Below are 22,536 nucleotides of genomic sequence, written 5' to 3'. Positions count from 1 at the left end.
CGTTTTTGCCTCTGGAGTGCAGTACCGGTAAGCTTGAGCGGCGGTGCACCTATGCGCCGACTGCTCGCATGCCAGCGAGCAGCTACGAGGCAATCCAACTCAGGTTAGAAGCATAACCGGGATCGCGGAGGATATGGCGAAGAAAGACGGGGCCATCGAGGTCGAGGGTCGAGTTGTCGAGCCGCTGCCCAATGCGATGTTCCGGATCGAGCTCGAGAACGGTCACAAGGTTCTCGCGCACATCAGCGGAAAGATGCGGCAGCACTACATTCGTATCCTTCCGGAAGACCGTGTGGTCGTCGAGCTGTCGCCGTACGACCTCTCTCGCGGCCGGATTGTCTACCGCTACAAGTGAGACCCGCTCGACGCCGCGAGCCTGACGGCACGCGGCGTCGCATGGTGTTCCGGCCCTGGTCGGAGCGCGCTACAAGACTTCCCCAGTCGTCGGCTGGGGAAAAACTGTGTTCACAGACCCTTAGTGGACCAAGAAAAGATTGGACGGACGTGAAGGTTCAGCCGAGCGTCAAGAAGATCTGCGAGAAGTGCAAGGTGATCCGCCGCCACGGCCGGGTCATGGTGATCTGCGACAACCTGCGCCACAAGCAGCGTCAGGGCTGATCCAGCCTCACCGCCGGGCACCGATCGTCTGATCGGACTGACCGAAAAGAAGAACTCCCAGCTCCAGCACGCACGCAGGCTGTGCGCGCCAACCACCGGTACGGAGGCCGGTGCCCCCACCTGAAAGACGGGGGGACGGACAGGGAGCAGACCTCCGCAACCATTAAGGAACCTGCCACATGGCACGTCTGATGGGCGTCGATCTCCCGCGCGAAAAGCGCATGGAGATCGCGTTGACCTACATTTTCGGAATCGGGCGCACCCGCGCCACCGAGATCCTGGCTCAGACCGGCGTCAGCCCGGACCTGCGCTCGAAGGATCTCAGCGACGACGACCTGACCAAGCTCCGCGACTACATCGAGGCGTCGGAGTTCAAGGTCGAAGGTGACCTGCGCCGCGAGGTCCAGGCCGATATTCGCCGCAAGATCGAGATCGGCTGCTACCAGGGCATCCGCCACCGTCGTGGCCTGCCCGTTCGTGGTCAGCGCACCAAGACCAACGCGCGTACGCGCAAGGGTCCGAAGAAGACCGTCGCCGGCAAGAAGAAGTAGGGATAGCGTATGCCTCCGAAGAGCCGGGCCGCTGGCCCGAAGAAGACTCAGAAGTCGCGTCGCCGGGATAAGAAGAACATCCCGCACGGCCACGCGCACATCAAGAGCACGTTCAACAACACCATCGTCTCGATCACCGACCCCGAGGGCAATGTCATCTCGTGGGCGTCGTCGGGCCACGTCGGCTTCAAGGGTTCGCGTAAGAGCACCCCGTTCGCCGCGCAGCTCGCCGCCGAGAACGCTGCCCGCAAGGCGCAGGAGAACGGTGTCAAGAAGGTCGACGTGTTCGTGAAGGGCCCGGGTTCGGGCCGCGAGACCGCGATCCGTTCGCTCCAGGCCGCAGGCCTCGAGGTCGGCTCGATCTCCGACGTCACCCCCCAGCCCCACAACGGCTGCCGGCCGCCCAAGCGTCGTCGCGTCTAGCGGGAAAGGAAACAGCTAAAAAATGGCACGTTATACAGGCCCCATCACCCGCAAGTCGCGTCGTCTGCGCGTCGACCTCGTCGGAGGCGACCAGGCGTTCGAGCGTCGTCCTTACCCGCCCGGCCAGCACGGCCGCGCGCGGATCAAGGAATCCGAGTACCTCATGCAGCTGCAGGAGAAGCAGAAGGCTCGCTTCTCCTACGGCGTCATGGAGAAGCAGTTCCGTCGCTACTACGAAGAGGCCAACCGCCTCAAGGGCAAGACCGGCGACAACCTGCTGCGTCTGCTCGAGTCGCGTCTGGACAACGTCGTGTACCGCGCCGGTCTGGCGCGCACCCGTCGTCAGGCTCGTCAGCTCGTCAGCCACGGCCACTTCGTGGTCAACGGCGTCAAGGTGAACGTCCCGAGCTACCAGGTCTCCCAGTACGACATCATCGATGTCAAGGAGAAGTCGCTGCCGACCCTGCCGTTCCAGGTCGCGCGTGAGACCGTCGGCGAGCGTCCGGTTCCCGGTTGGCTGCAGGTCGTCCCCGGCCGCCTGCGCATCCTGGTGCACCAGCTGCCCGAGCGCGCGCAGATCGATGTGCCGCTGCAGGAACAGCTCATCGTCGAGTACTACTCGAAGTAAGCGCTTTTGGTGGGGGTCGCGCACACGGCGACCCCCGCACTCACTGACGAGGCATCAAATAGCGGATGCCCTGAACAGGAAGTAGATCCTCATGCTGATTTCCCAGCGTCCGACACTGACCGAAGAGGTTGTGGCGGAGAACCGCTCGAAGTTCACCATCGAACCCCTCGAGCCGGGCTTCGGTTACACCCTCGGCAACTCGCTGCGTCGTACCCTGCTGTCCTCCATCCCGGGGGCCGCGGTCACGAGCATCCGCATCGACGGTGTCCTGCACGAGTTCACCACCGTTCCCGGTGTGAAGGAAGACGTCACCGACATCATCCTGAACCTCAAGGGTCTGGTCGTGTCCTCCGAAGAGGACGAGCCGGTCACCATGTACGTGCGTAAGCAGGGCCCGGGCACCGTCACCGCTGGTGACATCGTGCCGCCCGCCGGCGTCGTCGTGCACAACCCGGACATGCACATCGCCACCCTGAACGACAAGGGCAAGCTCGAGATCGAGCTCGTCGTCGAGCGGGGTCGCGGTTACGTGCCCGCCGTGCAGAACAAGGCGACCGGTGCGGAAATCGGCCGGATCCCGGTGGATTCGATCTACTCCCCGGTGCTCAAGGTGACCTACAAGGTCGAGGCCACCCGTGTCGAGCAGCGCACCGACTTCGACCGTCTCATCCTCGACGTGGAGACCAAGAACTCCATCACGGCGCGGGACGCGCTGGCTTCGGCCGGCAAGACCCTGGTCGAGCTCTTCGGCCTGGCCCGTGAGCTCAACGTCGAAGCCGAGGGCATCGAGATCGGCCCCAGCCCGGCCGAGGCGGATCACATCGCCTCGTTCGGTCTGCCGATCGAGGACCTGGACCTCACCGTCCGGTCCTACAACTGCCTCAAGCGCGAGGGTGTGCACACCGTGGGCGAGCTCGTCGCCCGCACCGAGTCGGATCTGCTCGACATCCGTAACTTCGGCCAGAAGTCCATCGACGAGGTGAAGGTCAAGCTCCACGCGCTGGGCCTCTCGCTCAAGGACAGCCCGGCGTCGTTCGACCCGTCCTCCGTGGTGGGTTACGACGCGAGCACCGGAACGTGGAGCGACAGCGGCACGTTCAGTGACACCGACGGCGGCGAGCAGGACTACGCCGAGACCGAACAGCTCTAGGTCGCCAGGGGGGCACCCCCGGTGAACCTTTCCCAAGGAGAATCCAATGCCTAAGCCCAAGAAGGGTGCTCGCTTCGGCGGGTCGGCGTCGCACCAGAAGGCGATCTTCGCCAACCTGGCCACGGCGCTTTTCGAGCACGGTCGTATCACGACCACCGAGTCGAAGGCCAAGGCGGTTCGCCCCTACGCCGAGAAGCTCATCACCAAGGCGAAGGGCGGCACTCTCGCCGACCGTCGCGAGGTCATGAAGGTCATCCGCAACAAGGACATCGTGCACGCGCTGTTCGCGGAGATCGGCCCCTCGTTCGAGGGTCGCGAGGGTGGCTACACCCGCATCACCAAGGCGCTGCCGCGCAAGGGTGACAACGCGCCGATGGCCGTCATCGAGCTGGTCCGCGAGAAGACCGTGACCAACGAGGCCGATCGGGCTCGTCGCGTCGCCGCTTCGCAGAAGGCCGAGGCCGCCCCGGCCGCCGAGGCCGAGGAGACCGTCGTCGAGGAGACCGTGGCCGACGCCCCGGCCGCCGACGAGGCCACCGAGGACAAGAAGGACGCCTGATTCTCTTCGAGTCCGGCCGAGCCCGTCACCCTTCGTGGGTGACGGGCTCGTTCTTTTGCCAAAGACAGGTGCGGAGGAAGCGATGGACGACACCGAGCGGGAAGTGATCCGGGTGCGGCTCGGGATCAGCTACGACGGCACCGATTTCACCGGCTGGGCGCGTCAGCCGGGACTGCGCACGGTGCAGGGCACGCTCGAGGAGTCGCTGTCGAAGGTGTTCCGCGAACCGATTCAGCTCACCGTCGCCGGGCGCACCGACGCCGGGGTGCACGCCGAGGGCCAGGTCGCGCATTTCGACACCACCGGCAAACTCGACGCCGACAAACTGCTGTACCGGATGGCGCGGTTCCTGCCCAAGGACGTGCGCATCACCGAGGTCTCGCCCGCGCCGCCGCACTTCGACGCCCGCTTCTCCGCGACCCGTCGCCACTACGTCTACCGGTTGACCACCGCCCGCTACGGCGCCGAGCCGTTGCAGGCCCGCAGCGTGGTCGCCGCCAAGCCCGGTCTCGACCTCGACGCCATGCGCGCGGCGTCCCGGCAGCTGCTCGGGCTGCACGACTTCGCCGCCTTCTGCCGCCGCCGCGAGGGCGCGACGACGGTGCGTGAGCTGCAGCGGTTCGACTGGGAGCGCGACGGCGAGCTGCTGAACGCGCGGGTCAGCGCGGATGCCTTCTGCTGGTCGATGGTGCGCAGCCTGGTCGGCGCCGTGCTGGCCGTCGGCGAGGGCCGCCGCACGTCCGAGTGGGTGGCGAGCCTGCTGACCGAGACGGAGCGATCGAGCTCGGTGACCGTCGCGCCCGCGCACGGCCTGAGCCTGGTGCGCGTCGACTACCCGGCCGATGCCGACCTCGCCGCGCGCAACGCCCAGACCAGGGAAACCAGGACGCTGCCCGCCGCGGGCGGGTGCTGCGGGGAGTAGCCGCCGCGCGGTTGCTGTCGCCACCGGGCGCACGGCGATACGATGGCAGACTCGACGTCAGCGAGAAAGCCGGGCAGATGGCAGACGATTCTGGTGGACGTGCCCGTACGGTCAGGCGGATTGCCGTGGCCTTGCTGGTCTGCGCGACCGGCGTGCTCACCCTCGTGACGGTGCTCGCCGGCTACGCGCGCGCCGAGCTCCTCGATACCGATCACTACGTCGAGACCATGGCCCCGCTGGCCCACGATCCGGTGATCCAGGACGCCGTCGCCGGTGCGCTGACCCAGGCGGTCATGACACGCGTCGATGTGCGCGGTGCCGCCACCGAACTGGTCGACGCGCTCGACGACCGTCGTGACCTCAGACCGCGCGTCGAGGCGGCGCTGCGCAGTGTGCCGACCCTGCTGGCCACGCAGTCCGAGGCGCTGGTGCGCGACGCGGCGGACACGCTGGTGCGCAGCGACTCCTTCGCCCGCCTGTGGGAGTCGGCGAACCGGCAGGCCCATCGCGCTCTCGTCGCGTCGCTCACCGGGGTGGACGACGGTGTGCTGCGGGTGAGTACCGACGGCGTCGTCTCGCTGTCGCTGGAACCGATGCTGCGCGAGGTGGAGACGCGGCTCGCGGATCGTGGCTTCGACCTGGCCCGCCTCGATGTCGATCCGCAGGGCGAGTTCGTCCTGATCGAATCCGACGACCTGGCGAAAGCCCAACGGGCCGTGCGGCTGCTAGACCGGGGCGCGATCGTGCTCGGCGTCGCCGCGCTGGGCTGCGCGATCGGCGCGGTGCTGGTGGCGGGCAGCGGTTCTCGGCGACGGGCGCTGCTCGCGGTGGCCCTGAGCATGCTGGTGTCGATGGTGGTGCTCAGCGCCGCCCTGCTGATCATGCGCACGGTCTATCTCGACCACGTACACAACGTCTCGCAGGAGGTGGCGAGGACGGTCTACGACACCCTCGCCCAGCCGCTGCGGGTGACCACGCGGGTGGTCGCGCTGGTCGCCACGTTCACGGCGCTCGGCGCCTTCCTGGCCGGGCCGTCGACCCTCGCCACCAAGATGCGCGACACCCTCGACGGCGCGATCGCGCGGACGCGGCGCGGGGAGGGCGGCCGGGCCTCCCGCTTCGCCGCCGCGTATCTCGGCCAACTGCGGGCCGCGGTGTTGGTCGTCGCCGCGACGGTGTTCGTCCTCTGGGACTACCCGACGCCGTGGGTGACCGCGCTCATCGCCCTGGCGGCGGTGGTGGCCTTGCTGGTGCTGCAGATCCTCGCTCGCCCCCACCGTCGTGTGGCGTGAGCGGCGGTGGGACAACCACCGATTCCGGATAGCGTGCACCACCCCGGGTGACAACCGTTCGGGCGGAGGTGTCGAGGCAACGGCCGGCAGGCCACCGAGCCGGCTGGGCACGGCGTGCCGCTGGTCGCCTCGGCGCCGGTGACGGCGGCAGGGTCGACTGCCCGGCCCGGCCGGGGCCAAAGCGATGGTGCGGCAATGGGTTCTGGCGCCGTTGTCTACGATGCGGATGGAGCGTGCCAAGACGTTGCTGCGGATGGAGCCGGCGGGGCCGCTCGTTGCGGTGGCGGCCGCGGCGGGTTCGCCGCGGAGTGGCGGTTCTGCCGGGCGTTCCGGGCGGCGACCGTGGTGACTCCGGCGGAGTTCCGGGCGAAGCCGCAGGCCGCGCACTTCGTTAGCTAGTCGAACGGTGATGTTCGTCAAATTTCCTGACAGCGGGTCGGCGCCGGTGGAACGATCGGGCGATGCAGGGGTTCGAGGGTTTTCCCGAAGTCTGCTCGACCGAGCCGACGGCGACGCCGGACGCGTTCGGATTCTGGGCGGACCTGGTCGGGAGTGCGCTCACCGAGGTCTCGATCGCGCCCACGGTCGACGGCGAGTTCGCGGGCCGGATCCGCTCGGCGGACTTCGGTGACGTGGCCGTGGGGACAGTGCGGGTGCAGGGGCACGAGCTGCGCCGCACCCGGCGGCACATCGCCAGGGCCGGCGAATTCCATGTCATCGGCAGCGTCGTGCTCGGCGGCCGGGCGGAGGTGGAGCACGCGGGACATCGCGTCGTGCTGACGCCGGGGTCGATGATCTTCTACGACACCTCCCGTCCGATCCGGTGGCGGTCGGACGCCCCGATCGAGGATCTGACGATCCGGGTGCCCCGCCAGCGGGTCGTCGACTTCCTGGGGATCAGAGCCGAGGCGCTGCCCGCCGGGATGATGCTGGGCGCCGGTGGGGTCGGCGCGACGCTCGCCCGGTTCTTCCAGCGGGTGGCCGAACTGCACTATTCCGATCCGGCCGCCGCCGGGATGCTGGCCGCCAGCGGGATCGATCTCGTCGGGGCGGCCGCGGTGATCGCCGCGGGTGGGCGCCCCGGTCACGCGCAGGCGGAGGCGATGAGCAGTCAGCGCGTGCTGGACTACGTGCGCGCCAACTTCACCGATCCCGGCCTGACGGTCGATCGGATCGCCGATGCCTGCCGGGTGTCGCGCCGCACGCTGTATCGCATCGTGGCGGAGTTCGAGGGTGGGCTCGGCGCGGTGCTGCGCGGGCTGCGGGTGGAGCGGGCCCGAAAGTTGCTGGAGGCCGGGGACATCGGCTCGATCGCGACGGTCGCCGCGGCCTCCGGCTTCGCCACCGAACGGCAGTTCTACCGAGTGTTCCGGGAGGTCACAGGAATGACACCGGGCGAATACCGGATGGTTGCCCGGGCGCGAGTGGCGTTGCGCTGAGCGTGACCCGGCGACGCGCGGGGGTCGGTGATCAGCATCACAAGGTGGCGGCGGTCATGCGGCGGAGCGGGCCAAATCTCCTGTAAAGGCCGGGGTCGGTTGAAGATTTGAGTTTAGTTGATATTTCCATTTCGAATCACTCGTTGGCAACGACCCGCTGAATCTGGCAGGCTCGGACACGGGGCGACGGGTGATTCGTTGTTGCGCCCACGGTTTGCTGGTCGGTTCGCAGGAAAGCGAGGTGGTTGGCGTGGAGTCGTCTGAGCCTCTCGTCGAACTGAGACTGGACGACAGTCCGGAGATGGCCGCGGGTGAGGCCTTCGCGGAGTGGGAATCCCTGCTGTCGGAGAGCTATGTGCCACTGGCGGTGGATCCCGAACGCGACGAGGTGTTCCACGGCCGCATTGTGCGCGGCAGCCTGCCCGGCTTCGAATTGTCGACCGTCGGTGCCAGTGGCCAGCGTATTCGGCGTACCAAGAGCGGTATCGCGCGCACCGACGGGGAGTTCCTGTTCGTCAGCATCCTCACCGAGGGATTCGGCAGGCTGCACCAGGACGGGCGGATCGCGGTGCTGCGTCCGGGCGACATGGTCTTCTACGACACCACCCGCCCCTATCACTGGGACATCGACGGCTCCTGGTCGCAGGTGGTGGCCCGCGTCCCGCTGTCGGTCCTCGGCGAGCACATCCCCACCGGGCGCGACGCGCTGCCCACGGCGACGACGGTGCACGCCGAGAGTCCGGCAGGCGTCGTCGCCGGGTTCTTCCGCGATCTGGCCCGCATCCAGCAGAGCGCGCCCGAGCAGGCGGTCGTCCTGGCGGACAACGGGGTCAAGCTGTTGGCGTCGGCGGTCACGCTCGCCGGTGGCGCGCTGCCGACCGGGCAGTCGGCCCAGGCGCTGTCGCGGGAGCAGGTGCTGTCGTTCATGCGGTCCAGGTGCACCGATCCGGCCCTGACCGTCGACGAGATCGCGCGCGCGTGCCTGGTGTCGCGGCGCAGCCTGTACCGCCTCTTCGACGAGACCGGCGACGGCCTGAGCACGGTGCTGCGGCGCATGCGGGTCGAGTGCGCGCAGGTGCTGCTGCTGCGCGATACCGGCCGGTCGACATCCTCGATCGCGCTCGCCTCCGGCTTCGCCTCCGAGCGGCACTTCTTCCGCGCGTTCCGGGTGGAGACCGGGATGACCCCGGGGGAGTATCGCCTGGTCACCGGGCAGGTGCCCGCGAGCGGCGAGCCTCGCCGCCACACCGCGTGACCCCGCGTTTTCTGGGCGTTATGTCCGTATTCCCGTGGCATACTGTGCGCACGCAGGGCCGAGTGACGGAGGGGGCTGAGCGGTCATGAGCCAACGAACGACGGTGACCGTCCGGGCCGGCGACGAGCTGCCCCAGCGCGCGGTGGTCGAGCGGTGGGAATCGCTGATGAGCCAGACCTACATTCCGCTCGCCGTCGCGCCGCACCGCACGGAGGGTTTTCGGGGCCGGATCGCGGCGACGGCGTACGACGATCTGCTGGTCACCTCGGTGCAGGCCGGCGCGCAGACCGTGCGCCGGACGCCGCGGCAGGTCGAGGCCGCCGCCGACCGCCACATCCTGGCCAGCATCTACCTGGGCGGACGTGGGGTGCTGCACCAGGACGGCCGGTCCGCCCACGTCGACGCGGGCAGCATGGTCATCTACGACAGCGCCCGGCCCTATCGCTGGGAGGTCGACGAGGACTTCGACAAGGTCGTCGTCCAGGTGCCGATCGACGCGCTGGCCGCGGTCGGCGCACCCCTGGCCACCATCCCGTCGGCCATCGCGCTCGGGCCCGAACATCCCGCCGCCGCGGTCGGCGCGTACTTCCGCGGGCTGGCGGGCATGCAGCACGGCGACCCGGTGGTGGCCGCCGAGCTCGCGCGCCACGGCGTCGGACTGCTGGCCTCGGCGCTGCAACTCGCGGCGGGGTCGGTGCCGCGTGGCCCGTCGGCCGCCGAATCGACCCGGGCCGGAATCCTCGCTTTCATGCGGCGCCGGTTCGCCGACGCCGATCTCACCGTCGATACCGTCGCGCAGCGATTCGCGATCTCGCGCCGCACCCTGTACCGGCTGTTCGAAGGCGACGAAAGCCCGGCCCGACGATTGCTCCGACTGCGCCTCGAACACGCGTGCGAATTATTGCGCGACGGGCACATGCGGCCGATCGAAGAGGTGGCCGCGGCCGCCGGATTCGCCGCCGAGCGTCACTTCTACCGGGTGTTCCACGCGGAATTCGGAATGGCGCCGGGGGAATACCGTGCGGGATATGCGATGTGTGCCGGGCTGTAATCGAAAAGAATTCTTTTCCATCGGTGATATCCTCTTCCCAGTCGAGGGGGGTACTCGACGAGTCTCTACGTCGTGTGAATGCGAATACGACGAGGTGTCCCGATGACAGTCGATGTTCCGGCAGCAGTTGATCAGTCGCGTCTTCCCGGGGTGCTCGCGGTCGGCACCGGCGGGGCCGACGAGCAGTTCCAGCAGTGGGAAGCCATGCTGACGCAGACCTACGTGCCACTGGCCGCCCGCCCGGCGGGCGCGGAATCGTTCCACGGCCGCATCGCCCACCATGCCTATCCGGACTTCGGTCTGTCCCGGCTGGCCTCGACTCGTCAGCAGGTCACCAGGACGCGGTCGCTGATCGCGCGGGCCGTCGAGGAGTACCTGCTGATCAGCATCCACACCCGGGGTTCGGCCGTGCTGAGTCAGCACGGCCGCAGCACCAGGGTCGGGGTGGGGGAGATGGTGTTCTACGAGTCGAACGCGCCGTACGAATGGCGGGTCGGCGAGGACATCGAGCAGGTCATCGTGCAGATCCCGATGGAAGCCGTGCGCCTGCGTCCGGGGATGTCGGCGGTGCGGGTCCCGGCCGCGCGCACCATTCCCGCCGACGGACCGGTCGCGATCGTCAGTGGGTTCCTGACCGACCTGGCGCGGTTGCAGGATCGCGATACCGCCCAGGCCGCCGCGCTCACCGAAACCGCCATCGACCTGATCGCCTCGGCGGCCGCGCTGGTGGCGGGGCAGCCGCTGGCCGGTCCCGGCGAGAGTTCGCTGACCCGAGAGGGCGTGCTGGCCTATGTGCGGGCCAACTACACCGATCCGGCGTTGTCGATCGATGCCCTCGCGGCGGCGTGTTTCGTTTCCCGGCGATCGGTGTACCGCGTGTTCGAGGAGCACGGTGAATCACCCACCGATCTGTTGCGGCGGCTTCGCGTGCGCCATGCGTGTGGAATGCTGGTCTCCAGACCAGACCTGACGTTCGCTGCCATCGGCGCGGCATCGGGCTTCGCCACGGAACGGCAGTTCTACCGGGCCTTTCGTCGGGAAACAGGCCGAACTCCCGGGGAGTACCGCCGGTTTGGCACGGACGGTCAGTCGAGTGGCACGGTATGACAGTTTATGTCTGCGCTATCTGCGAGAGAGTGAATCGAACACCTTTCAAGGATTGAGCGACAAGGGGTCACGATGTTTGGTCGGGTACGCGTTGCTGCGGTGCAAGCCGAGCCGAAGTGGTTGAACCTGTCCGCCGGGGTCGAGCAGGCCATCGGACTGATCGAAGAAGCCGCCGACGGTGGTGCTCGGCTGGTCGCGTTTCCCGAGACATTCCTGCCCGGATTCCCGTGGTGGATGTGGCTCAACTCGGTCGATTGGGGCGAGGAGTTCCTCGCCCGCTATCTCGCCAATTCCTTGACCGCCGACGGCCCCGAGTTGCGAGCCATCGCCTATGCCGCGCGCCGCAAGGGTATTCACGTGTCGATCGGGTTCGCCGAGCGCGCGGGCCGCGAGGTGTTCATGTCGCAGGCGCTCATCGATGTGCAGGGCGAGATTGCCCTCGCCCGCAAGGGGGAACCGACCGGCCTCGAGCGCACGGTCTTCAGCGCGGCCGACGACGAGGTGCTGGTGCGCGACACCGAGCACGGCCGGATCGGCGTGCTCGGCGGCGCCGACCACATGCGCGCCGCGCTGCGCGCCCGTATGCACGAAGAGCGCGAACAGATCCACATCGCGTCGTGGTCGGGCTTCACCGTGTACTACGGCGAGGGCAAGGAGTGGGGGCCGGAGCTCAACACCGCGGCCAGCGTGCGCTACGCGATGGACGGCGCGGCCTACGTGATCGCTCCCGTCGCCGTGGTGCCGGTCGCCGGCTGGGAGGTCGTCGACGCGCGCCTCCCCGACCGTCGGCTGCTACGCGGTGGTGGCGGCGTCTCCCGCATCTTCGGCCCCGGCGGCCTGGAGCTGGCCACCCCGCTGGCCGAGGGCGCTGAGGGCCTCCTCTACGCCGACCTCGACCTCACCCGCAGCCTCCGCTCCGCCCCGGCCGCCTGCGGCGAGCGCGAGAACTTCCGGGTGCCCAGTGGCCGGATCCGCCGGGAACCGGTTCAAGTCGAGCTGGCGGGCACCTGAGCGCCTGACGGGACTGTCCACGCCGGATACCGTAGGGACGATTACGCCTGACGTCGTGTGTCCCGGAGGGTTGGCTGCCCATGGCCATCGAACCGACAATGCTCGAGTTCTCCTCGCCGACGCCGCGGAGTGCGGCGCGCGACGAGTGGGAAGCGCTGATGTCGCGGACCTATGTGCCGCTCGCCGTCGACACCCATCCCGACCAGCCCTTCTACGGCCGGGTCAGCACCGGATCGCTGGCAGGCAGGGGGGATTTCAGTCTCACGACGGTCGCGGGGAGTAGTCAGGAGTTCCGTCGGACAGCGAGTCACATCGCCCGCTCCGACGACGAGTACCTGCTCGCCAGCATCCATACCGTCGGCCTGGCGTGCCTGAACCAGGACGGCAGGTCGGCGGTCGTCGGTCCCGGCGACATGGTCTTCTACGACACGTCCAGGCCGTACTTCTGGTCCAACGGAACCGATTTCGAGCAGGTCGTGGTGCAGGTGCCGATCCGGCTGCTCCGCGAGCAACCAGGTCTCGGCCAGCTGGACCTGCCGACCGCGGTCACCGTGCCCGCGGCCAGCGCGCCCGGGGTCGTGGCGAGCTTCTTCCGCGGTCTGGTCAGGGTCCGGCGGGAGGCGCCCGCCCAAGCGGAGGTGCTGGCGGGCAACGCGCTCGATCTGTTCGGATCCGCGGTGGTGCTGACCGCCGGATTGCGACCGGTCGAGGCCGCGGCCGACGCGCTCAATCGCGAACAGGTCCTGGTCTTTCTGCGCGAGCATTGCACCGACCCGGACCTGACCGTCGATGAGGTGGCGCATGCGTGCCATATCTCCCGCCGAACCCTGTTCCGGATGTTCGACGGCGCCGGTGACAGTCTCGCCGCGACCTTGCGCAAGATGCGCGTGCAGCGGGCGAAAAGGCTACTGGCGCGGCATCGTTCGCATCCGCCGTGCACCGTGGCCTTCGACTCCGGCTTCGCCTCCGAACGGCAGTTCTACCGCGCCTTCCAGCAGGAAACCGGCATGACGCCCGGCGAATACCGTCGATCACACATCGGCTGACCCCTTCCGTTCCCGGCGAGCGTCGATGGTGAACGAACCGGCCGCGCCGGATGCGCACTGGTATCGGGTCTTCGGCACGCCCGGCTCGGTCGAGCCGCCGGCTGGCACTGATTGTCAGTGGGATGGCACGGCTGGTCTGTGGATCGGCGGACTCGCTGCCCGACACTGGATTCCAGTGCTGGGTGAGAACAGGGAGCGGGCACAATGGCGATTCGGGTTCGCGCCGCGGCCGTACAGGCAGAGCCGACGTGGTTACATCTGCCCGACGGGGTCGCGCAGACGATCGGATTCATCGAGGACGCGGCGGCGGGTGGCGCGCGGTTGGTCGCGTTTCCCGAGGCCTTCTTGCCGGGCTATCCGTGGTGGCTGTGGCTGAACTCGGTCGACTGGGGCGCGGAGTTCCGGGCGCGGTACCTGGCCAACGCGATGACCAGGGACGGCGCCGAGATGCGGGCCATCGCCGACGCGGCGCGGTGGGCGGGAGTGCGCGTGGTGCTCGGCTTCGCCGAGCGCGCGGGCGAGGACCTCTATCTGGCGCAGGCCATGATCAGCCCCGACGGCCGGGTCCGGGTGTCGCACAAGCCGTCGCCGAGATCGCTGGAGCGGGAGGTGTTCGCCGACGGCATCGCGCCGCCGATGGTCCACCACACCGAGCTGGGCCGGATCGGGGTTCTCGGCGGCACCGATCACCTGTGCCCGGACCGGCGCGTCGCCCTGTGGCGGGAGCAGATCCACGTCGCCGCGTTCTCCGGGTTCACCGTGTGTCACGACGTCGACGACGACCTCGCCGTCGCGGTGAACAGCACGGTCGGCGAACAGTACGCCCGCGACAGCCGGACCGTGGTGATCGCGCCGACCGCGCTCGTCCCGATGACCGGCTGGGCCGTCGTCGACGCGCGCCCGCCGGGGCATCCGATGCTCAGCGGTGGCGGTGGGGTCGCCCGGATTCTCGGACCGGACGGCCGCGACCTGGTGCCGCCGCTGCCGCCCGGCAAGCCCGGGGTGCTGTTCGCCGACTTCGTCGTCGACGAGTCGGCGAATCCGTGGACGGACGGCCAGGGCTACCCGCGGGCCTGCTGAGGCCGGTCAGGACCGGACCAGACGCGCGATCGCGTCGGTCGCCTCCTTGATCTTGGCCTCGGCCTCGGGCCCGCCGGCCACCGCCGCGTCGACGACACAATGCGAGATGTGGTCCTCGAGCAGGCCCATCGCGACGGCCTGCAGCGCCTTGGTCATCGCCGAGACCTGGGTCAGGATGTCGATGCAGTACTTCTCCTCCTCGACCATCCGCTGCAGGCCACGCGACTGGCCCTCGATCCGGCGCAGGCGCTTGAGATAGTCCTCTTTGGCGGTGATGTAGCCGTGGCCCTGGTGGCCCGTGTGCTCGCCGCCGGTCGTGGTGTCGGGGGTGGGTGCGGTCACCGGAGGTCTCCTCGCCTGACGGGGTGCCCGGATTACCGAGCTGATACCCCCCTAGGGTACAGTTTCCGGCCGGAAATGTCAGATGCGGCCGCCGGCGCGGTCCCGGTGATGCGCCGGACCTGGCCGGACGGGAGAATCACGGGTATGAGTTCGCTTCCCCGGCCCGCACTCGCCGTCATCGGCGGCAGCGGCTTCTATGACTTCTTCGACAACGACGCGGTGCACGTCGAGGTCGACACACCGTACGGCGCGCCGAGCGCGCCCGTCGCCATCGGCGAGGTCGACGGGCGCGCCGTCGCGTTCCTGCCGCGTCACGGCAAGCAGCACGAGTTCGCCCCGCACACCCTGCCCTACCAGGCCAACATGTGGGCGTTGCGTTCGCTCGGCGTGCGCCGGGTGTTCGCGCCGTGCGCCGTCGGCAGCCTGCGCGCCGACTGGGGCCCGGGCACCGTCGCGGTGCCCGACCAACTCGTCGACCGGACGGCGGGCCGCCCGCAGACCTTCTTCGACGGCGGCGGCGTCCACGTCTCCTTCGCCGACCCCTACTGCGACGACCTGCGCACGGCCGCGGTCAAATCCGCGGGCGACGAACTGCGCGTCGAGGACTCCGGCACGATGGTCGTGGTGCAGGGCCCGCGCTTCTCCACCAGGGCCGAGAGCCGCTGGTTCGCCGGACAGGGCTGGGACCTGGTCAACATGACCGGTCACCCCGAAGCCGTGCTCGCCCGCGAACTCGAGATGTGCTACGCCGCGGTCGCTCTCATCACCGACCTGGACGCCGGCCTCGAGGAGGGCGACGGCGTGCACGCGGTCGACGTCTTCGCCGAGTTCAAGAAGAACCTGGGCCCGTTCAAGGAGCTGATGCGCCGCGCGGTCGCCGCGGTCGACGGCGAGGACACCTGCGAGCGCTGCCGCGTGCACGCCGGGGTCTCGCTGCCCTTCGAACTGCCCTGATCACCGCGCGGGCGCGGTGACCTGCAGCTGGGCCAGCACGAACGCGGGCGCCGTACCGTCGGCGCCCGCGGGCAGCGGCGACACCTCGACGTCGGCGACCAGCCAGCCGCCCGCCTCGGCCGCGAGCCGCAACCCGGTCATCCCCGCGCGGGCCGCGCCCGCCAGGATCTCCGCCCGCGCCGCGACGATCCGGGCGCGGTCGTCGGGGTGCGGGATCAGCCGCTCGTCGATTCCGCGCCAGCGCAACCCGGGCACCGGCTCGGTGACCCATCGCACCTGCCGGACCTGCGCGGTGTCGAGGATGCACAGGTACAGGCCCGGTTGCGTGTCGCGCAGGAGCGCGAGTGTCGCGGCCTCGAACGACTTGGGCTGCGGGGCGATGCTGTCGGTGACGTCCACTGTGAGGCCGCGCCACGAGAACCGCTGTGCCGCGGTCCCGTTGCGGGCCGCTACCAGCAATGACCGGGGTCCGGTCGTCGAGTGCACGGTGGCGATGCCCGACCAGCGGCTGTCCGGGTCCGAACGGGTCAGCGCGGCGACGATATCCAGCGCACGATCGAAGCGCTCGATCCGCTGGAAGGCCTCGGCGCCGGTGAATTCGCCCGGCGTGGAACCGAGATGGGAGCCGAGACCGTCGGGGCGGGTGCGCACCACCCTGGCCTGCGCGTCGATCTGGAACATGCCGACGCCGAGATCGTCGGCGGGCGCCCGCTCGCCCACCCAGACCTTCACCGCGTGCGTCCCGGCGTCGGGCCAGACCACCGGCTCGGCCCGCAACCGCAACTCCGACCAGGGCTGTCGCGACTTGGGCAGCACCCGATCGACCGGTGTGCCGGAATCGTGAGCGGTGGCGATCATCGGTTGCAGCGCGACGGGGATCGCGCGCTGATACGACGCCCACTCCCGCGGCGTCGACCCCGTGGTCAGCATCGACCACCTCGCGCCGAGCGTCTCCACCAGCTGCCACTGCCCGATGATCACCTGTTCTGCCCCCTTCGGTTACTCCCCACCTGCGGATATCGAACGAAATCGCCTGCGCCCATCGTGCCCGATCCGCCGGCCGCCGTGGGGCGGGGGTCCGTCGATAAGCTCGCGGTATGGACACACCGTTGCGGTTGGAGGTCATCGTCGCCAGTACCCGCCCGGAGCGGTTCGCGCCCGTGGTGGCCGACTGGTTCCTCGGTGTGCTCGGCGAGCGGCCGGAGTTCGCGGTCGGGGTGCTCGATCTGCGCGATATCGCCCTGCCCGTCGACCTCACCGAGACGCCCGAAGCCGACGCGTTCCGGGCCAGGCTCGCCGCGGCCGACGCCTTCGCCGTCGTCACCTCCGAGTACAACCACGGATATCCCGCGTCCTTGAAGACGGCGCTGGACAGTGCCAAACGGGAGTGGCGGGCCAAGCCGATCGGCTTCGTCTCCTACGGCGGTCTATCGGGCGGCCTGCGCGCCGTCGAGCAATTGCGGCAGGTGGTCGCCGAACTGCACATGGTCTCGGTGCGCGAATCGGTGAGCTTCGCCCAGGCCAAGCGGCGCTTCGATGCCCAGGGCGCCACCGACGATCACGCCGCGATCGACGCGAGCGCGCGGATGCTCGGCCAATTGGCTTGGTGGGGAAGAACATTGCGGGCCGCCCGCGCCGCCGACCCCTACCCGGGCTGACCCGATCAAGCCGGTCCTCGTGGCATGCCCGGGCGGCCTGCGGCTACCGCCTCCGCTGACCGGTCAGGCAGGTGCCATCGAGCGTTGCCCGCGCGGCTGGCCGATGTAGGTCGCCTCGCGCGGGATCGACACCAGGGTGAGGTTCACCCTGGTGGTGCCGGTGCGCAGCACCACCCGGTTGCCGATCGCGCCCGGCTGGAAGATCTCCAGATCGGGGCGGGACGCGGGCCAGCCGTTCGGATCGCCGGTCAGGTAGACGGTGGTGACACCGGCGTGCGGCGCGGGGGCGAGCACACCGTCGACGACGGTGGCGGTGAAACCCGCGTCGGACTGGTGTGTTTCGACCGCGATGGTCAGCCGCTCCGGATTGCCGACGGTGTTGACCAGGTGCTCCCAGGCGTGCGCGCGATCGGTCCGCACGAGCACCCGCTCGCCGACGGCCAGCGCGCGGAACACCAACTGCTGGGCCAGATACAGCTCGCCGGCCACGTAGACCGAGGAGATACCGGCGCCGATGATCCTGGTGGCGACGCCGTTGCCCTCGTCGTCGGAGCCGAGCAGCTGGCCGCAGCCCGCCGAGGGCAGGTGCAGCGCGCCGATGACATCGATCGGGTATTCGGTGGTCGGCACGGTGTCGTCCACCCCGGGCACCGCGATCGGCAGGTGCGCGAGCAGTGCGTCGCGGTGGCGGCCGTTCATCGAGATCATGCCCTTGGACGCGGTCTTCTCCGGCAGCTCCCGCGCGGTCAATCGCCATGCGGCGCCGACACTCACCGACTCGGCGTCGCTGCCGGGGCGCAGCCGCACCGCGACAGTCGTGCCCCGCGAGGGCGCGACCCACAGCTGGGCGAGCAGATCCGAGCCGAGCTGCTTGGGGTCCACCGCGCTGCCGATATTGACGGTGTTGCCGATCTCGGCGAACTTCCACCGCTGGGTGAGCGTGCGCGGGTCGAGGCCCGCGGTGATCTGCTGGACGGCCTTGCGGATCTCGGGCGCGGTGAGGATACGCGCGCTGCAATCGGCGTCCTCGAGCGTGCGCATGATCCGCTGGGTGGCGATGGTGACCGCGCGCGAGGCGCCGTCGGTACCGCCGCCGCGCCGGGCCGTCGCGTCGGGGCACTGCACCGAGTCGTAGCTGATCGCGAGCCAGACCGTGCGGTGCGCGGTCGCGGGCAGCGGGCCGAGCAGAGACTCGTAGATCGCGCCCGCGGGCGTGCCGGAGCGGCTGCGGTGGCCGTGGCTGATGATGTCGATGCCGCTGAGCAGGATGTCGTGCTGGTGCAGACAGGCGGCCAGCTCGGGCAGGGGGAGCAGGTGGGAGGCGTGCACCGCGGTGCGGGCGATCCTGGTCAACCCGCCCTTCGGGGGCAGCACCTCGACCACGGTGACCACCCGGCTGCCATCCCAATACAGACCGAGCGAGCGGCCGTCGGTGTCACGGAAGTCGACGGTGTCGCCGAGGGTGTACTCGCGCTTGCCGAGATAGCGGCGGATCGTGCCGATCCAGTCGAGGATCGTGCGCTTGCCGATCGGGATCAGCGGCACGATCGCGACGACGATCGCGATGCCGAGAGCGGGGAAGGGGCCGAGGCCGCAGACCAGAGCCAGGAGCCCCACGGTCAGGCCGAGCACCTGCGCGATGAGCAGCTGCGGCAACGTGATGCGACCGAACAGTGGACGTGGACCAGCACCGGTGTACTCGGCCATTGGTTCCTCCCCCGAATGTGAACAAGTGCTGCCGGGAACTGTACTGTGTTGCCCGGACGAGAGCACTGTTCGGGGGAGGAACCATGCCTTCAAAACCCACCACACGCTGGCAGGTCAGCGGCTACCGCTTCCTGGTGCGGCGGATGGAGCACGCCCTGGTGCGCCGGGATGTGCGCATGCTGCACGATCCGATGCGCGCCCAGTCCCGTGCCTACGCGGTGGGTTTGGTGCTCGGCCTGGTGGTGCTGGCGGGCTGCGGCATCCTCGCGCTGCTGCGCCCGCAGGACAAGATCGGCGACAACAAGATCCTGATCGGCAAGGAATCCGGCGGCGTCTATGTCGTCATCGACAACGTCGTGCACCCCGCGCTCAACCTGGCCTCGGCCCGGCTCGCCGCCGGTGAGGCGGCCAAGGCGGTCATCGTCAAGGAGTCCGAGCTCGGCAAGAAGCCGCGCGGTCAGCTGATCGGCATTCCGGGCGCGCCCTCGTCGCTGCTGTACGACAAGGACGGCAAGGGCAGGCAGTGGTCGGTGTGCGACCAGCTCAAGTCCGACGGCACCGCCGATCTGACCACCTCGGTGCTGGCCGGTTCGCTCGATCTCGGCGACAAGGCCTCGGCGATGCCGACGAACAAGGCGCTGCTGGTCAAGGCCAAGGACGACGTCTTCCTCGTGTTCGACGGCAAGCGCGCCAAGGTCAACATGAACGACCCGGCCGTCACGCTCGCGCTCGGGATCTCCGGTGTCACCCCGCGCACCATCAGCGAGGGCGTGCTCAACGCGATTCCCGAGGTCCTGCCGATCATCGCACCGGTCATCGACAACCCCGGTGGCGTGCCGTCCTACAACGTCAGTGGTCATAAGATCGGCGATGTCGTCCAGGTCTTCAACGCGCCCAACCAGGACTACGTGGTGCTGCAGGACGGTCTGCAGCCCGTCTCGGCGCTGACCGCCCAGATCATCCGCAACTCGGTCAACTCGACCATGCCGGGCACCACGATCCAGAACACCGAGCGCACCTACGCCAAGGAGTCGCGGGCGCTGAAGGTGGACAACTACCCGAAGGAACGGCCGGTCCTGATCACCGCCAAGGACCAGCCGGTCAGCTGCCTGTCTTGGAAGCCGATCCCCGGCGCCATCGACAACAACGACGCCACCGCGCGCGCCGAACTGACCGTGCTCACCGGTATCGACCTGCCCATCCCGGACAAGGCCAAGCTGGTCAGCCTCGCCCAGGCCGACGGCTCCGGCCCGAAGGCCGACTCGGTCTACATCCCGCCCGCCTCGGGAGCGTACGTCCAGACCACCGGCATCGAACCGGACAGCCGCCGCAAGGACAGCCTGTTCTACATCGCCGACACCGGAGTTCGCTTCGGTATCAAGAACTCCGACGCGGTGAAGGCACTCGGGCTGGAGAACGTGAAGGCCGAGCCCGCGCCGTGGCCGATCGTCGGGCTGCTCGCGGGCGGCCCGAGCCTGGGCCGGGAGGACGCGATGGTCGCCCACGACGGCGTCGCCCCTGACTCGTCCCCGGCCAAGCAGCCGGTGGCCACCGTCGCCAACAGCAAGTAGTCAGCCGACCGGCGGCGATTGCGACCGGGCGGCGCGCAATTCGGCGACCTCCGAACGCAACTCGCGCACCTCGTCGACGAGTTCGGCCAGCGTGCGTTCGGCGCGGTCGGTCGCGTCGTCGACGGTCTTGAGCTGCTCGACGACCCAGCTGGTCATGGTGCCGATGGCGAAGGAGATCAGGCCGATGCCCAGCGTCATCAGGACCAGTGACACCAGCCTGCCCTCGCTGGTCACCGGGTAGACGTCGCCGTAACCGACGGTCGTCACCGAGACGGCCGACCACCACAGCGCGTCGCCGAAGGTCTCGATCTTGCTCTCGGGCGCACCGTACTCGGCGTCGAAGAAGGCCAGGCTCGACAGCAGCAGGATCAGCAGCGAACTAGTGCCCACGAAGGTGACCAGCCGGGTCCGCGGATGCGTCGCCCGGTTGAGCGAGTCGAGCAGCAGCAGCGCGGCGCGCACCAGACGCAGCGGACGAAACGGCGGCACCAGCACGACGAGCAGGTCGAGCGGATGCTTGCGGACGAATCGGCGCCGATCGGTGGACAACCGCAGCCGGACCGCGAAGTCCACCGCGAAGACCGCCCAGATCCCGACATCGGCCCACACCAGGCAGGCGTCCAGGGTCGGCGAAGCGTCGGTGTCGAGCACCCGCCATGCGTACAGCAGCAGGAACAGCACGGCCAGCACCATCATCGGCAGGTTGGTCGCCTGCTCCCACCGCTGCCGACGGGTCTGCGGGCGCTGCTCTGTGGTCAACGGATCCATACTGCTACCTGGGTCGACGGGCTGCGCGGAGTGCGCTCGACCAGGACGGTACCGCGTCCGCTCCCTCAGGTGTCCTCGCGTACTCCGAATCGACGCCGGATCGGGAACGAGGCGAGCATGCCGAGCACGAACAGCAGCCCGACCACGCCCGCGCCGATCAACCCGACGTTCCTGGCCGTGTTGTCCGGCACCGGGGCAGGCGCGGGAACCGCGAGCTGCACCTGCTTGGCCGGCGACGGCCGCTTGGGTGGCAGCGCCCCGGTGACCTCGGCGGTGAGCGCCGCGATCGGATCGACGCTGCCGTACCCGATGTACTGGTTCCAGCCCTCGGCGGGCGCGTGCGCGGTCGCCTGGATCCGCTTCATCACCTCTTTGGCACTGAGCTCGGGGAACCGCGCGCGCACCAGCGCCACCACCCCGGACACCAGCGGTGTCGCGAAGCTGGTGCCGCTGATCGGGCTGGTCTGGCCCTGTTGGTTCACCGTTCCGGTCGCGGTGCCGGGCCCGCGCGGGTTCAGCGAGGTCATGTTCTCGCCGGGCGCGGCGACGCTGAGCCACGGCCCGGCGACGGTGAACTTCGACGGTGCGCCGTTCGCGTCGATCGAACCGACGGCCAGCACGTACTCGTCCCAGCGCGCCGGGCTGACGTTCATCGCCGTCTTGGTCCACGGGTCGGCGTTGGGCTCCAGCGGATCGACCACCGTGTTCGCCGTCTTGCAGGTATCCGAATTACCCGCCGCCACCACAGGAACCGCGTTCTTGACCTCGACCGCGTACTGCAGGGCCGCGCCGATCGCCCGGTCGTTGACGTCCTTGTTGGTGCCACACCAGACTTCGGAGACGTTGATGACGCCCGCGCCCATGTCGGCGGCGCGCCGGATGGCCGAGGCCATCGTGTTCAGGTTGCCGTAGCCATCGGGCAGGTCCTCGGGCGCCTTGTTCCGGTTGGCGCCCTCCTTCTGATACATCTTGCTGGTCTGCCGGATCGTGAGGATGCGAGCCTCCGGCGCCACTCCCGCGAATCCCTGGCCGGGCACCTGGGTCGCCGCGATCAAACCGGCCACGAAGGTGCCGTGCGCGTCGCAGTCCTCGGCACCGTCACCGGAATTGGCGACGAAGTCGCCGGCCGCGATCATGTCGGGCAGGCGGTCGTGCCTGCTCACGCCGGTGTCGATCACCGCGATCAATTGGCCTGCGCCGCGCGAGAATTCCCATGCCCGAGCCAGATCGAGGGACCGTTGCGCGTCCGGGATGGCTGGCCCGTCGCCACCGGTGGCCACCGTGGTGCACACCGCGTTCGAGCCGACTTCGGTCTTCTCCGGCGGCGCGGCCGGATCGCCCGCGGGCAGATTGGCGGGATCGGCGGCGGGCGGCCGGTCGGCCGAGGCGGGCGCCGCGCCCAAC

General features: G+C 69.2%; 24 protein-coding genes. 19 read left to right on the top strand and 5 right to left on the bottom strand.

The window, feature by feature from the left end; all coding sequences use genetic code 11:
• The first annotated feature begins 133 nt into the window (after positions 1-133).
• The 16 genes from infA (at position 134) to V8688_RS11275 (ending at position 14,132) form a co-directional block, all read left to right on the top strand.
• The gene (gene infA / locus V8688_RS11350; protein WP_003418601.1) at positions 134-355 is read left to right on the top strand and encodes a translation initiation factor IF-1; all 222 of its coding nucleotides are present in this window, start codon (positions 134-136) and stop codon (positions 353-355) included.
• A 149-nt stretch (positions 356-504) separates the two neighbouring features.
• Positions 505-618: a 50S ribosomal protein L36 gene (gene rpmJ, locus V8688_RS11345; RefSeq protein ID WP_011207363.1), complete on the top strand. Its 114-nt coding sequence runs from the start codon at positions 505-507 to the stop codon at positions 616-618.
• 179 nt (positions 619-797) lie between these two features.
• A complete protein-coding gene (rpsM, locus tag V8688_RS11340; protein ID WP_019045109.1) occupies positions 798-1,169 on the top strand; it encodes a 30S ribosomal protein S13 in 372 nt (123 codons plus the stop codon).
• Between the two features lie 9 nt (positions 1,170-1,178).
• Entirely contained in the window at positions 1,179-1,592 is a 414-nt protein-coding gene (gene rpsK / locus V8688_RS11335; protein ID WP_019045110.1) for a 30S ribosomal protein S11, read from the top strand.
• A 22-nt stretch (positions 1,593-1,614) separates the two neighbouring features.
• A complete protein-coding gene (gene rpsD / locus V8688_RS11330) occupies positions 1,615-2,220 on the top strand; it encodes a 30S ribosomal protein S4 (protein ID WP_218717566.1) in 606 nt (201 codons plus the stop codon).
• 91 nt (positions 2,221-2,311) lie between these two features.
• Entirely contained in the window at positions 2,312-3,370 is a 1,059-nt protein-coding gene (locus tag V8688_RS11325; RefSeq protein ID WP_022567324.1) for a DNA-directed RNA polymerase subunit alpha, read from the top strand.
• Positions 3,371-3,416: 46 nt separating this feature from the next.
• Positions 3,417-3,929 carry a 50S ribosomal protein L17 gene (gene rplQ, locus V8688_RS11320; protein WP_019045113.1) on the top strand — a complete coding sequence of 171 codons (513 nt, stop codon included), beginning with the start codon at positions 3,417-3,419 and terminating at the stop codon, positions 3,927-3,929.
• A gap of 82 nt (positions 3,930-4,011) precedes the next feature.
• Positions 4,012-4,851 carry a tRNA pseudouridine(38-40) synthase TruA gene (gene truA, locus V8688_RS11315; RefSeq protein ID WP_342800766.1) on the top strand — a complete coding sequence of 280 codons (840 nt, stop codon included), beginning with the start codon at positions 4,012-4,014 and terminating at the stop codon, positions 4,849-4,851.
• A gap of 125 nt (positions 4,852-4,976) precedes the next feature.
• Positions 4,977-6,143 carry a hypothetical protein gene (locus V8688_RS11310; protein ID WP_342800765.1) on the top strand — a complete coding sequence of 389 codons (1,167 nt, stop codon included), beginning with the start codon at positions 4,977-4,979 and terminating at the stop codon, positions 6,141-6,143.
• Positions 6,144-6,604: 461 nt separating this feature from the next.
• Positions 6,605-7,582, top strand: coding sequence for a helix-turn-helix domain-containing protein (locus V8688_RS11305; protein WP_316573556.1), 978 nt, complete (start codon positions 6,605-6,607; stop codon positions 7,580-7,582).
• Between the two features lie 301 nt (positions 7,583-7,883).
• Positions 7,884-8,837, top strand: coding sequence for a helix-turn-helix domain-containing protein (locus tag V8688_RS11300; RefSeq protein WP_342800764.1), 954 nt, complete (start codon positions 7,884-7,886; stop codon positions 8,835-8,837).
• Positions 8,838-8,922: 85 nt separating this feature from the next.
• Positions 8,923-9,888, top strand: a complete 966-nt coding sequence (locus tag V8688_RS11295) for an AraC family transcriptional regulator (protein ID WP_342800763.1) — start codon at positions 8,923-8,925, stop codon at positions 9,886-9,888.
• A 102-nt stretch (positions 9,889-9,990) separates the two neighbouring features.
• The gene (locus tag V8688_RS11290; protein ID WP_218717572.1) at positions 9,991-10,995 is read left to right on the top strand and encodes a helix-turn-helix domain-containing protein; all 1,005 of its coding nucleotides are present in this window, start codon (positions 9,991-9,993) and stop codon (positions 10,993-10,995) included.
• 99 nt (positions 10,996-11,094) lie between these two features.
• The gene (locus V8688_RS11285) at positions 11,095-12,006 is read left to right on the top strand and encodes a nitrilase-related carbon-nitrogen hydrolase (protein WP_342800762.1); all 912 of its coding nucleotides are present in this window, start codon (positions 11,095-11,097) and stop codon (positions 12,004-12,006) included.
• A gap of 80 nt (positions 12,007-12,086) precedes the next feature.
• Positions 12,087-13,052, top strand: coding sequence for a helix-turn-helix domain-containing protein (locus tag V8688_RS11280; protein WP_316573559.1), 966 nt, complete (start codon positions 12,087-12,089; stop codon positions 13,050-13,052).
• A 204-nt stretch (positions 13,053-13,256) separates the two neighbouring features.
• Entirely contained in the window at positions 13,257-14,132 is an 876-nt protein-coding gene (locus tag V8688_RS11275; protein ID WP_342800761.1) for a nitrilase-related carbon-nitrogen hydrolase, read from the top strand.
• 6 nt (positions 14,133-14,138) lie between these two features.
• On the opposite strand, the gene V8688_RS11270 is transcribed toward V8688_RS11275, so the two are convergent.
• Complete coding sequence (locus V8688_RS11270) at positions 14,139-14,474, bottom strand: metal-sensitive transcriptional regulator (protein WP_218717576.1); 336 nt, start codon at positions 14,472-14,474, stop codon at positions 14,139-14,141.
• A gap of 144 nt (positions 14,475-14,618) precedes the next feature.
• Here V8688_RS11270 and V8688_RS11265 point away from each other — a divergent pair, with 144 nt between their 5' ends.
• Positions 14,619-15,428 carry an S-methyl-5'-thioadenosine phosphorylase gene (locus V8688_RS11265; protein ID WP_218717577.1) on the top strand — a complete coding sequence of 270 codons (810 nt, stop codon included), beginning with the start codon at positions 14,619-14,621 and terminating at the stop codon, positions 15,426-15,428.
• Here V8688_RS11265 and V8688_RS11260 read toward each other — a convergent pair whose 3' ends face one another.
• Positions 15,429-16,409, bottom strand: a complete 981-nt coding sequence (locus tag V8688_RS11260) for a GAF domain-containing protein (RefSeq protein WP_316573561.1) — start codon at positions 16,407-16,409, stop codon at positions 15,429-15,431.
• 116 nt (positions 16,410-16,525) lie between these two features.
• Between V8688_RS11260 and V8688_RS11255 the strand changes: the two genes are divergently transcribed.
• Complete coding sequence (locus V8688_RS11255) at positions 16,526-17,086, top strand: NAD(P)H-dependent oxidoreductase (RefSeq protein ID WP_218717579.1); 561 nt, start codon at positions 16,526-16,528, stop codon at positions 17,084-17,086.
• A gap of 63 nt (positions 17,087-17,149) precedes the next feature.
• Here the strand turns inward: V8688_RS11255 and eccE are convergent, their stop codons facing one another.
• Positions 17,150-18,793: a type VII secretion protein EccE gene (eccE, locus tag V8688_RS11250; RefSeq protein WP_316573562.1), complete on the bottom strand. Its 1,644-nt coding sequence runs from the start codon at positions 18,791-18,793 to the stop codon at positions 17,150-17,152.
• A gap of 83 nt (positions 18,794-18,876) precedes the next feature.
• Here eccE and eccB point away from each other — a divergent pair, with 83 nt between their 5' ends.
• The gene (eccB, locus tag V8688_RS11245; RefSeq protein ID WP_316573563.1) at positions 18,877-20,364 is read left to right on the top strand and encodes a type VII secretion protein EccB; all 1,488 of its coding nucleotides are present in this window, start codon (positions 18,877-18,879) and stop codon (positions 20,362-20,364) included.
• On the opposite strand, the gene V8688_RS11240 is transcribed toward eccB, so the two are convergent.
• Both V8688_RS11240 and mycP read right to left on the bottom strand, forming a co-directional pair.
• Complete coding sequence (locus tag V8688_RS11240) at positions 20,365-21,132, bottom strand: potassium channel family protein (RefSeq protein WP_342800760.1); 768 nt, start codon at positions 21,130-21,132, stop codon at positions 20,365-20,367.
• Between the two features lie 65 nt (positions 21,133-21,197).
• The gene (gene mycP / locus V8688_RS11235) at positions 21,198-22,535 is read right to left on the bottom strand and encodes a type VII secretion-associated serine protease mycosin (protein WP_342800759.1); all 1,338 of its coding nucleotides are present in this window, start codon (positions 22,533-22,535) and stop codon (positions 21,198-21,200) included.
• Position 22,536 lies beyond the last annotated feature (1 nt).

The organism is Nocardia sp. No.11 (assembly GCF_038752175.1).
Classification (GTDB): Bacteria; Actinomycetota; Actinomycetes; order Mycobacteriales; family Mycobacteriaceae; genus Nocardia; species Nocardia canadensis.
The sequence above is the reverse complement of the archived record's forward strand: the minus strand, read 5'-3'. Positions and strand labels throughout refer to the sequence as shown.

Excerpts from the sequence above, each read along its gene's own strand:
- V8688_RS11255 (WP_218717579.1), top strand. The coding sequence starts at position 16,526 with ATGGACACACCGTTGCGGTTGGAGGTCATCGTCGCCAGTACCCGCCCG.
- rpsM (WP_019045109.1), top strand. The coding sequence starts at position 798 with ATGGCACGTCTGATGGGCGTCGATCTCCCGCGCGAAAAGCGCATGGAG.
- eccE (WP_316573562.1), bottom strand. The coding sequence starts at position 18,793 with ATGGCCGAGTACACCGGTGCTGGTCCACGTCCACTGTTCGGTCGCATC.
- V8688_RS11265 (WP_218717577.1), top strand. The coding sequence starts at position 14,619 with ATGAGTTCGCTTCCCCGGCCCGCACTCGCCGTCATCGGCGGCAGCGGC.
- V8688_RS11280 (WP_316573559.1), top strand. The coding sequence starts at position 12,087 with ATGGCCATCGAACCGACAATGCTCGAGTTCTCCTCGCCGACGCCGCGG.
- rplQ (WP_019045113.1), top strand. The coding sequence starts at position 3,417 with ATGCCTAAGCCCAAGAAGGGTGCTCGCTTCGGCGGGTCGGCGTCGCAC.
- rpsD (WP_218717566.1), top strand. The coding sequence starts at position 1,615 with ATGGCACGTTATACAGGCCCCATCACCCGCAAGTCGCGTCGTCTGCGC.
- truA (WP_342800766.1), top strand. The coding sequence starts at position 4,012 with ATGGACGACACCGAGCGGGAAGTGATCCGGGTGCGGCTCGGGATCAGC.
- V8688_RS11290 (WP_218717572.1), top strand. The coding sequence starts at position 9,991 with ATGACAGTCGATGTTCCGGCAGCAGTTGATCAGTCGCGTCTTCCCGGG.
- V8688_RS11295 (WP_342800763.1), top strand. The coding sequence starts at position 8,923 with ATGAGCCAACGAACGACGGTGACCGTCCGGGCCGGCGACGAGCTGCCC.
- V8688_RS11275 (WP_342800761.1), top strand. The coding sequence starts at position 13,257 with ATGGCGATTCGGGTTCGCGCCGCGGCCGTACAGGCAGAGCCGACGTGG.
- infA (WP_003418601.1), top strand. The coding sequence starts at position 134 with ATGGCGAAGAAAGACGGGGCCATCGAGGTCGAGGGTCGAGTTGTCGAG.
- V8688_RS11305 (WP_316573556.1), top strand. The coding sequence starts at position 6,605 with ATGCAGGGGTTCGAGGGTTTTCCCGAAGTCTGCTCGACCGAGCCGACG.
- rpsK (WP_019045110.1), top strand. The coding sequence starts at position 1,179 with ATGCCTCCGAAGAGCCGGGCCGCTGGCCCGAAGAAGACTCAGAAGTCG.
- V8688_RS11300 (WP_342800764.1), top strand. The coding sequence starts at position 7,884 with ATGGCCGCGGGTGAGGCCTTCGCGGAGTGGGAATCCCTGCTGTCGGAG.
- V8688_RS11325 (WP_022567324.1), top strand. The coding sequence starts at position 2,312 with ATGCTGATTTCCCAGCGTCCGACACTGACCGAAGAGGTTGTGGCGGAG.
- eccB (WP_316573563.1), top strand. The coding sequence starts at position 18,877 with ATGCCTTCAAAACCCACCACACGCTGGCAGGTCAGCGGCTACCGCTTC.
- V8688_RS11240 (WP_342800760.1), bottom strand. The coding sequence starts at position 21,132 with ATGGATCCGTTGACCACAGAGCAGCGCCCGCAGACCCGTCGGCAGCGG.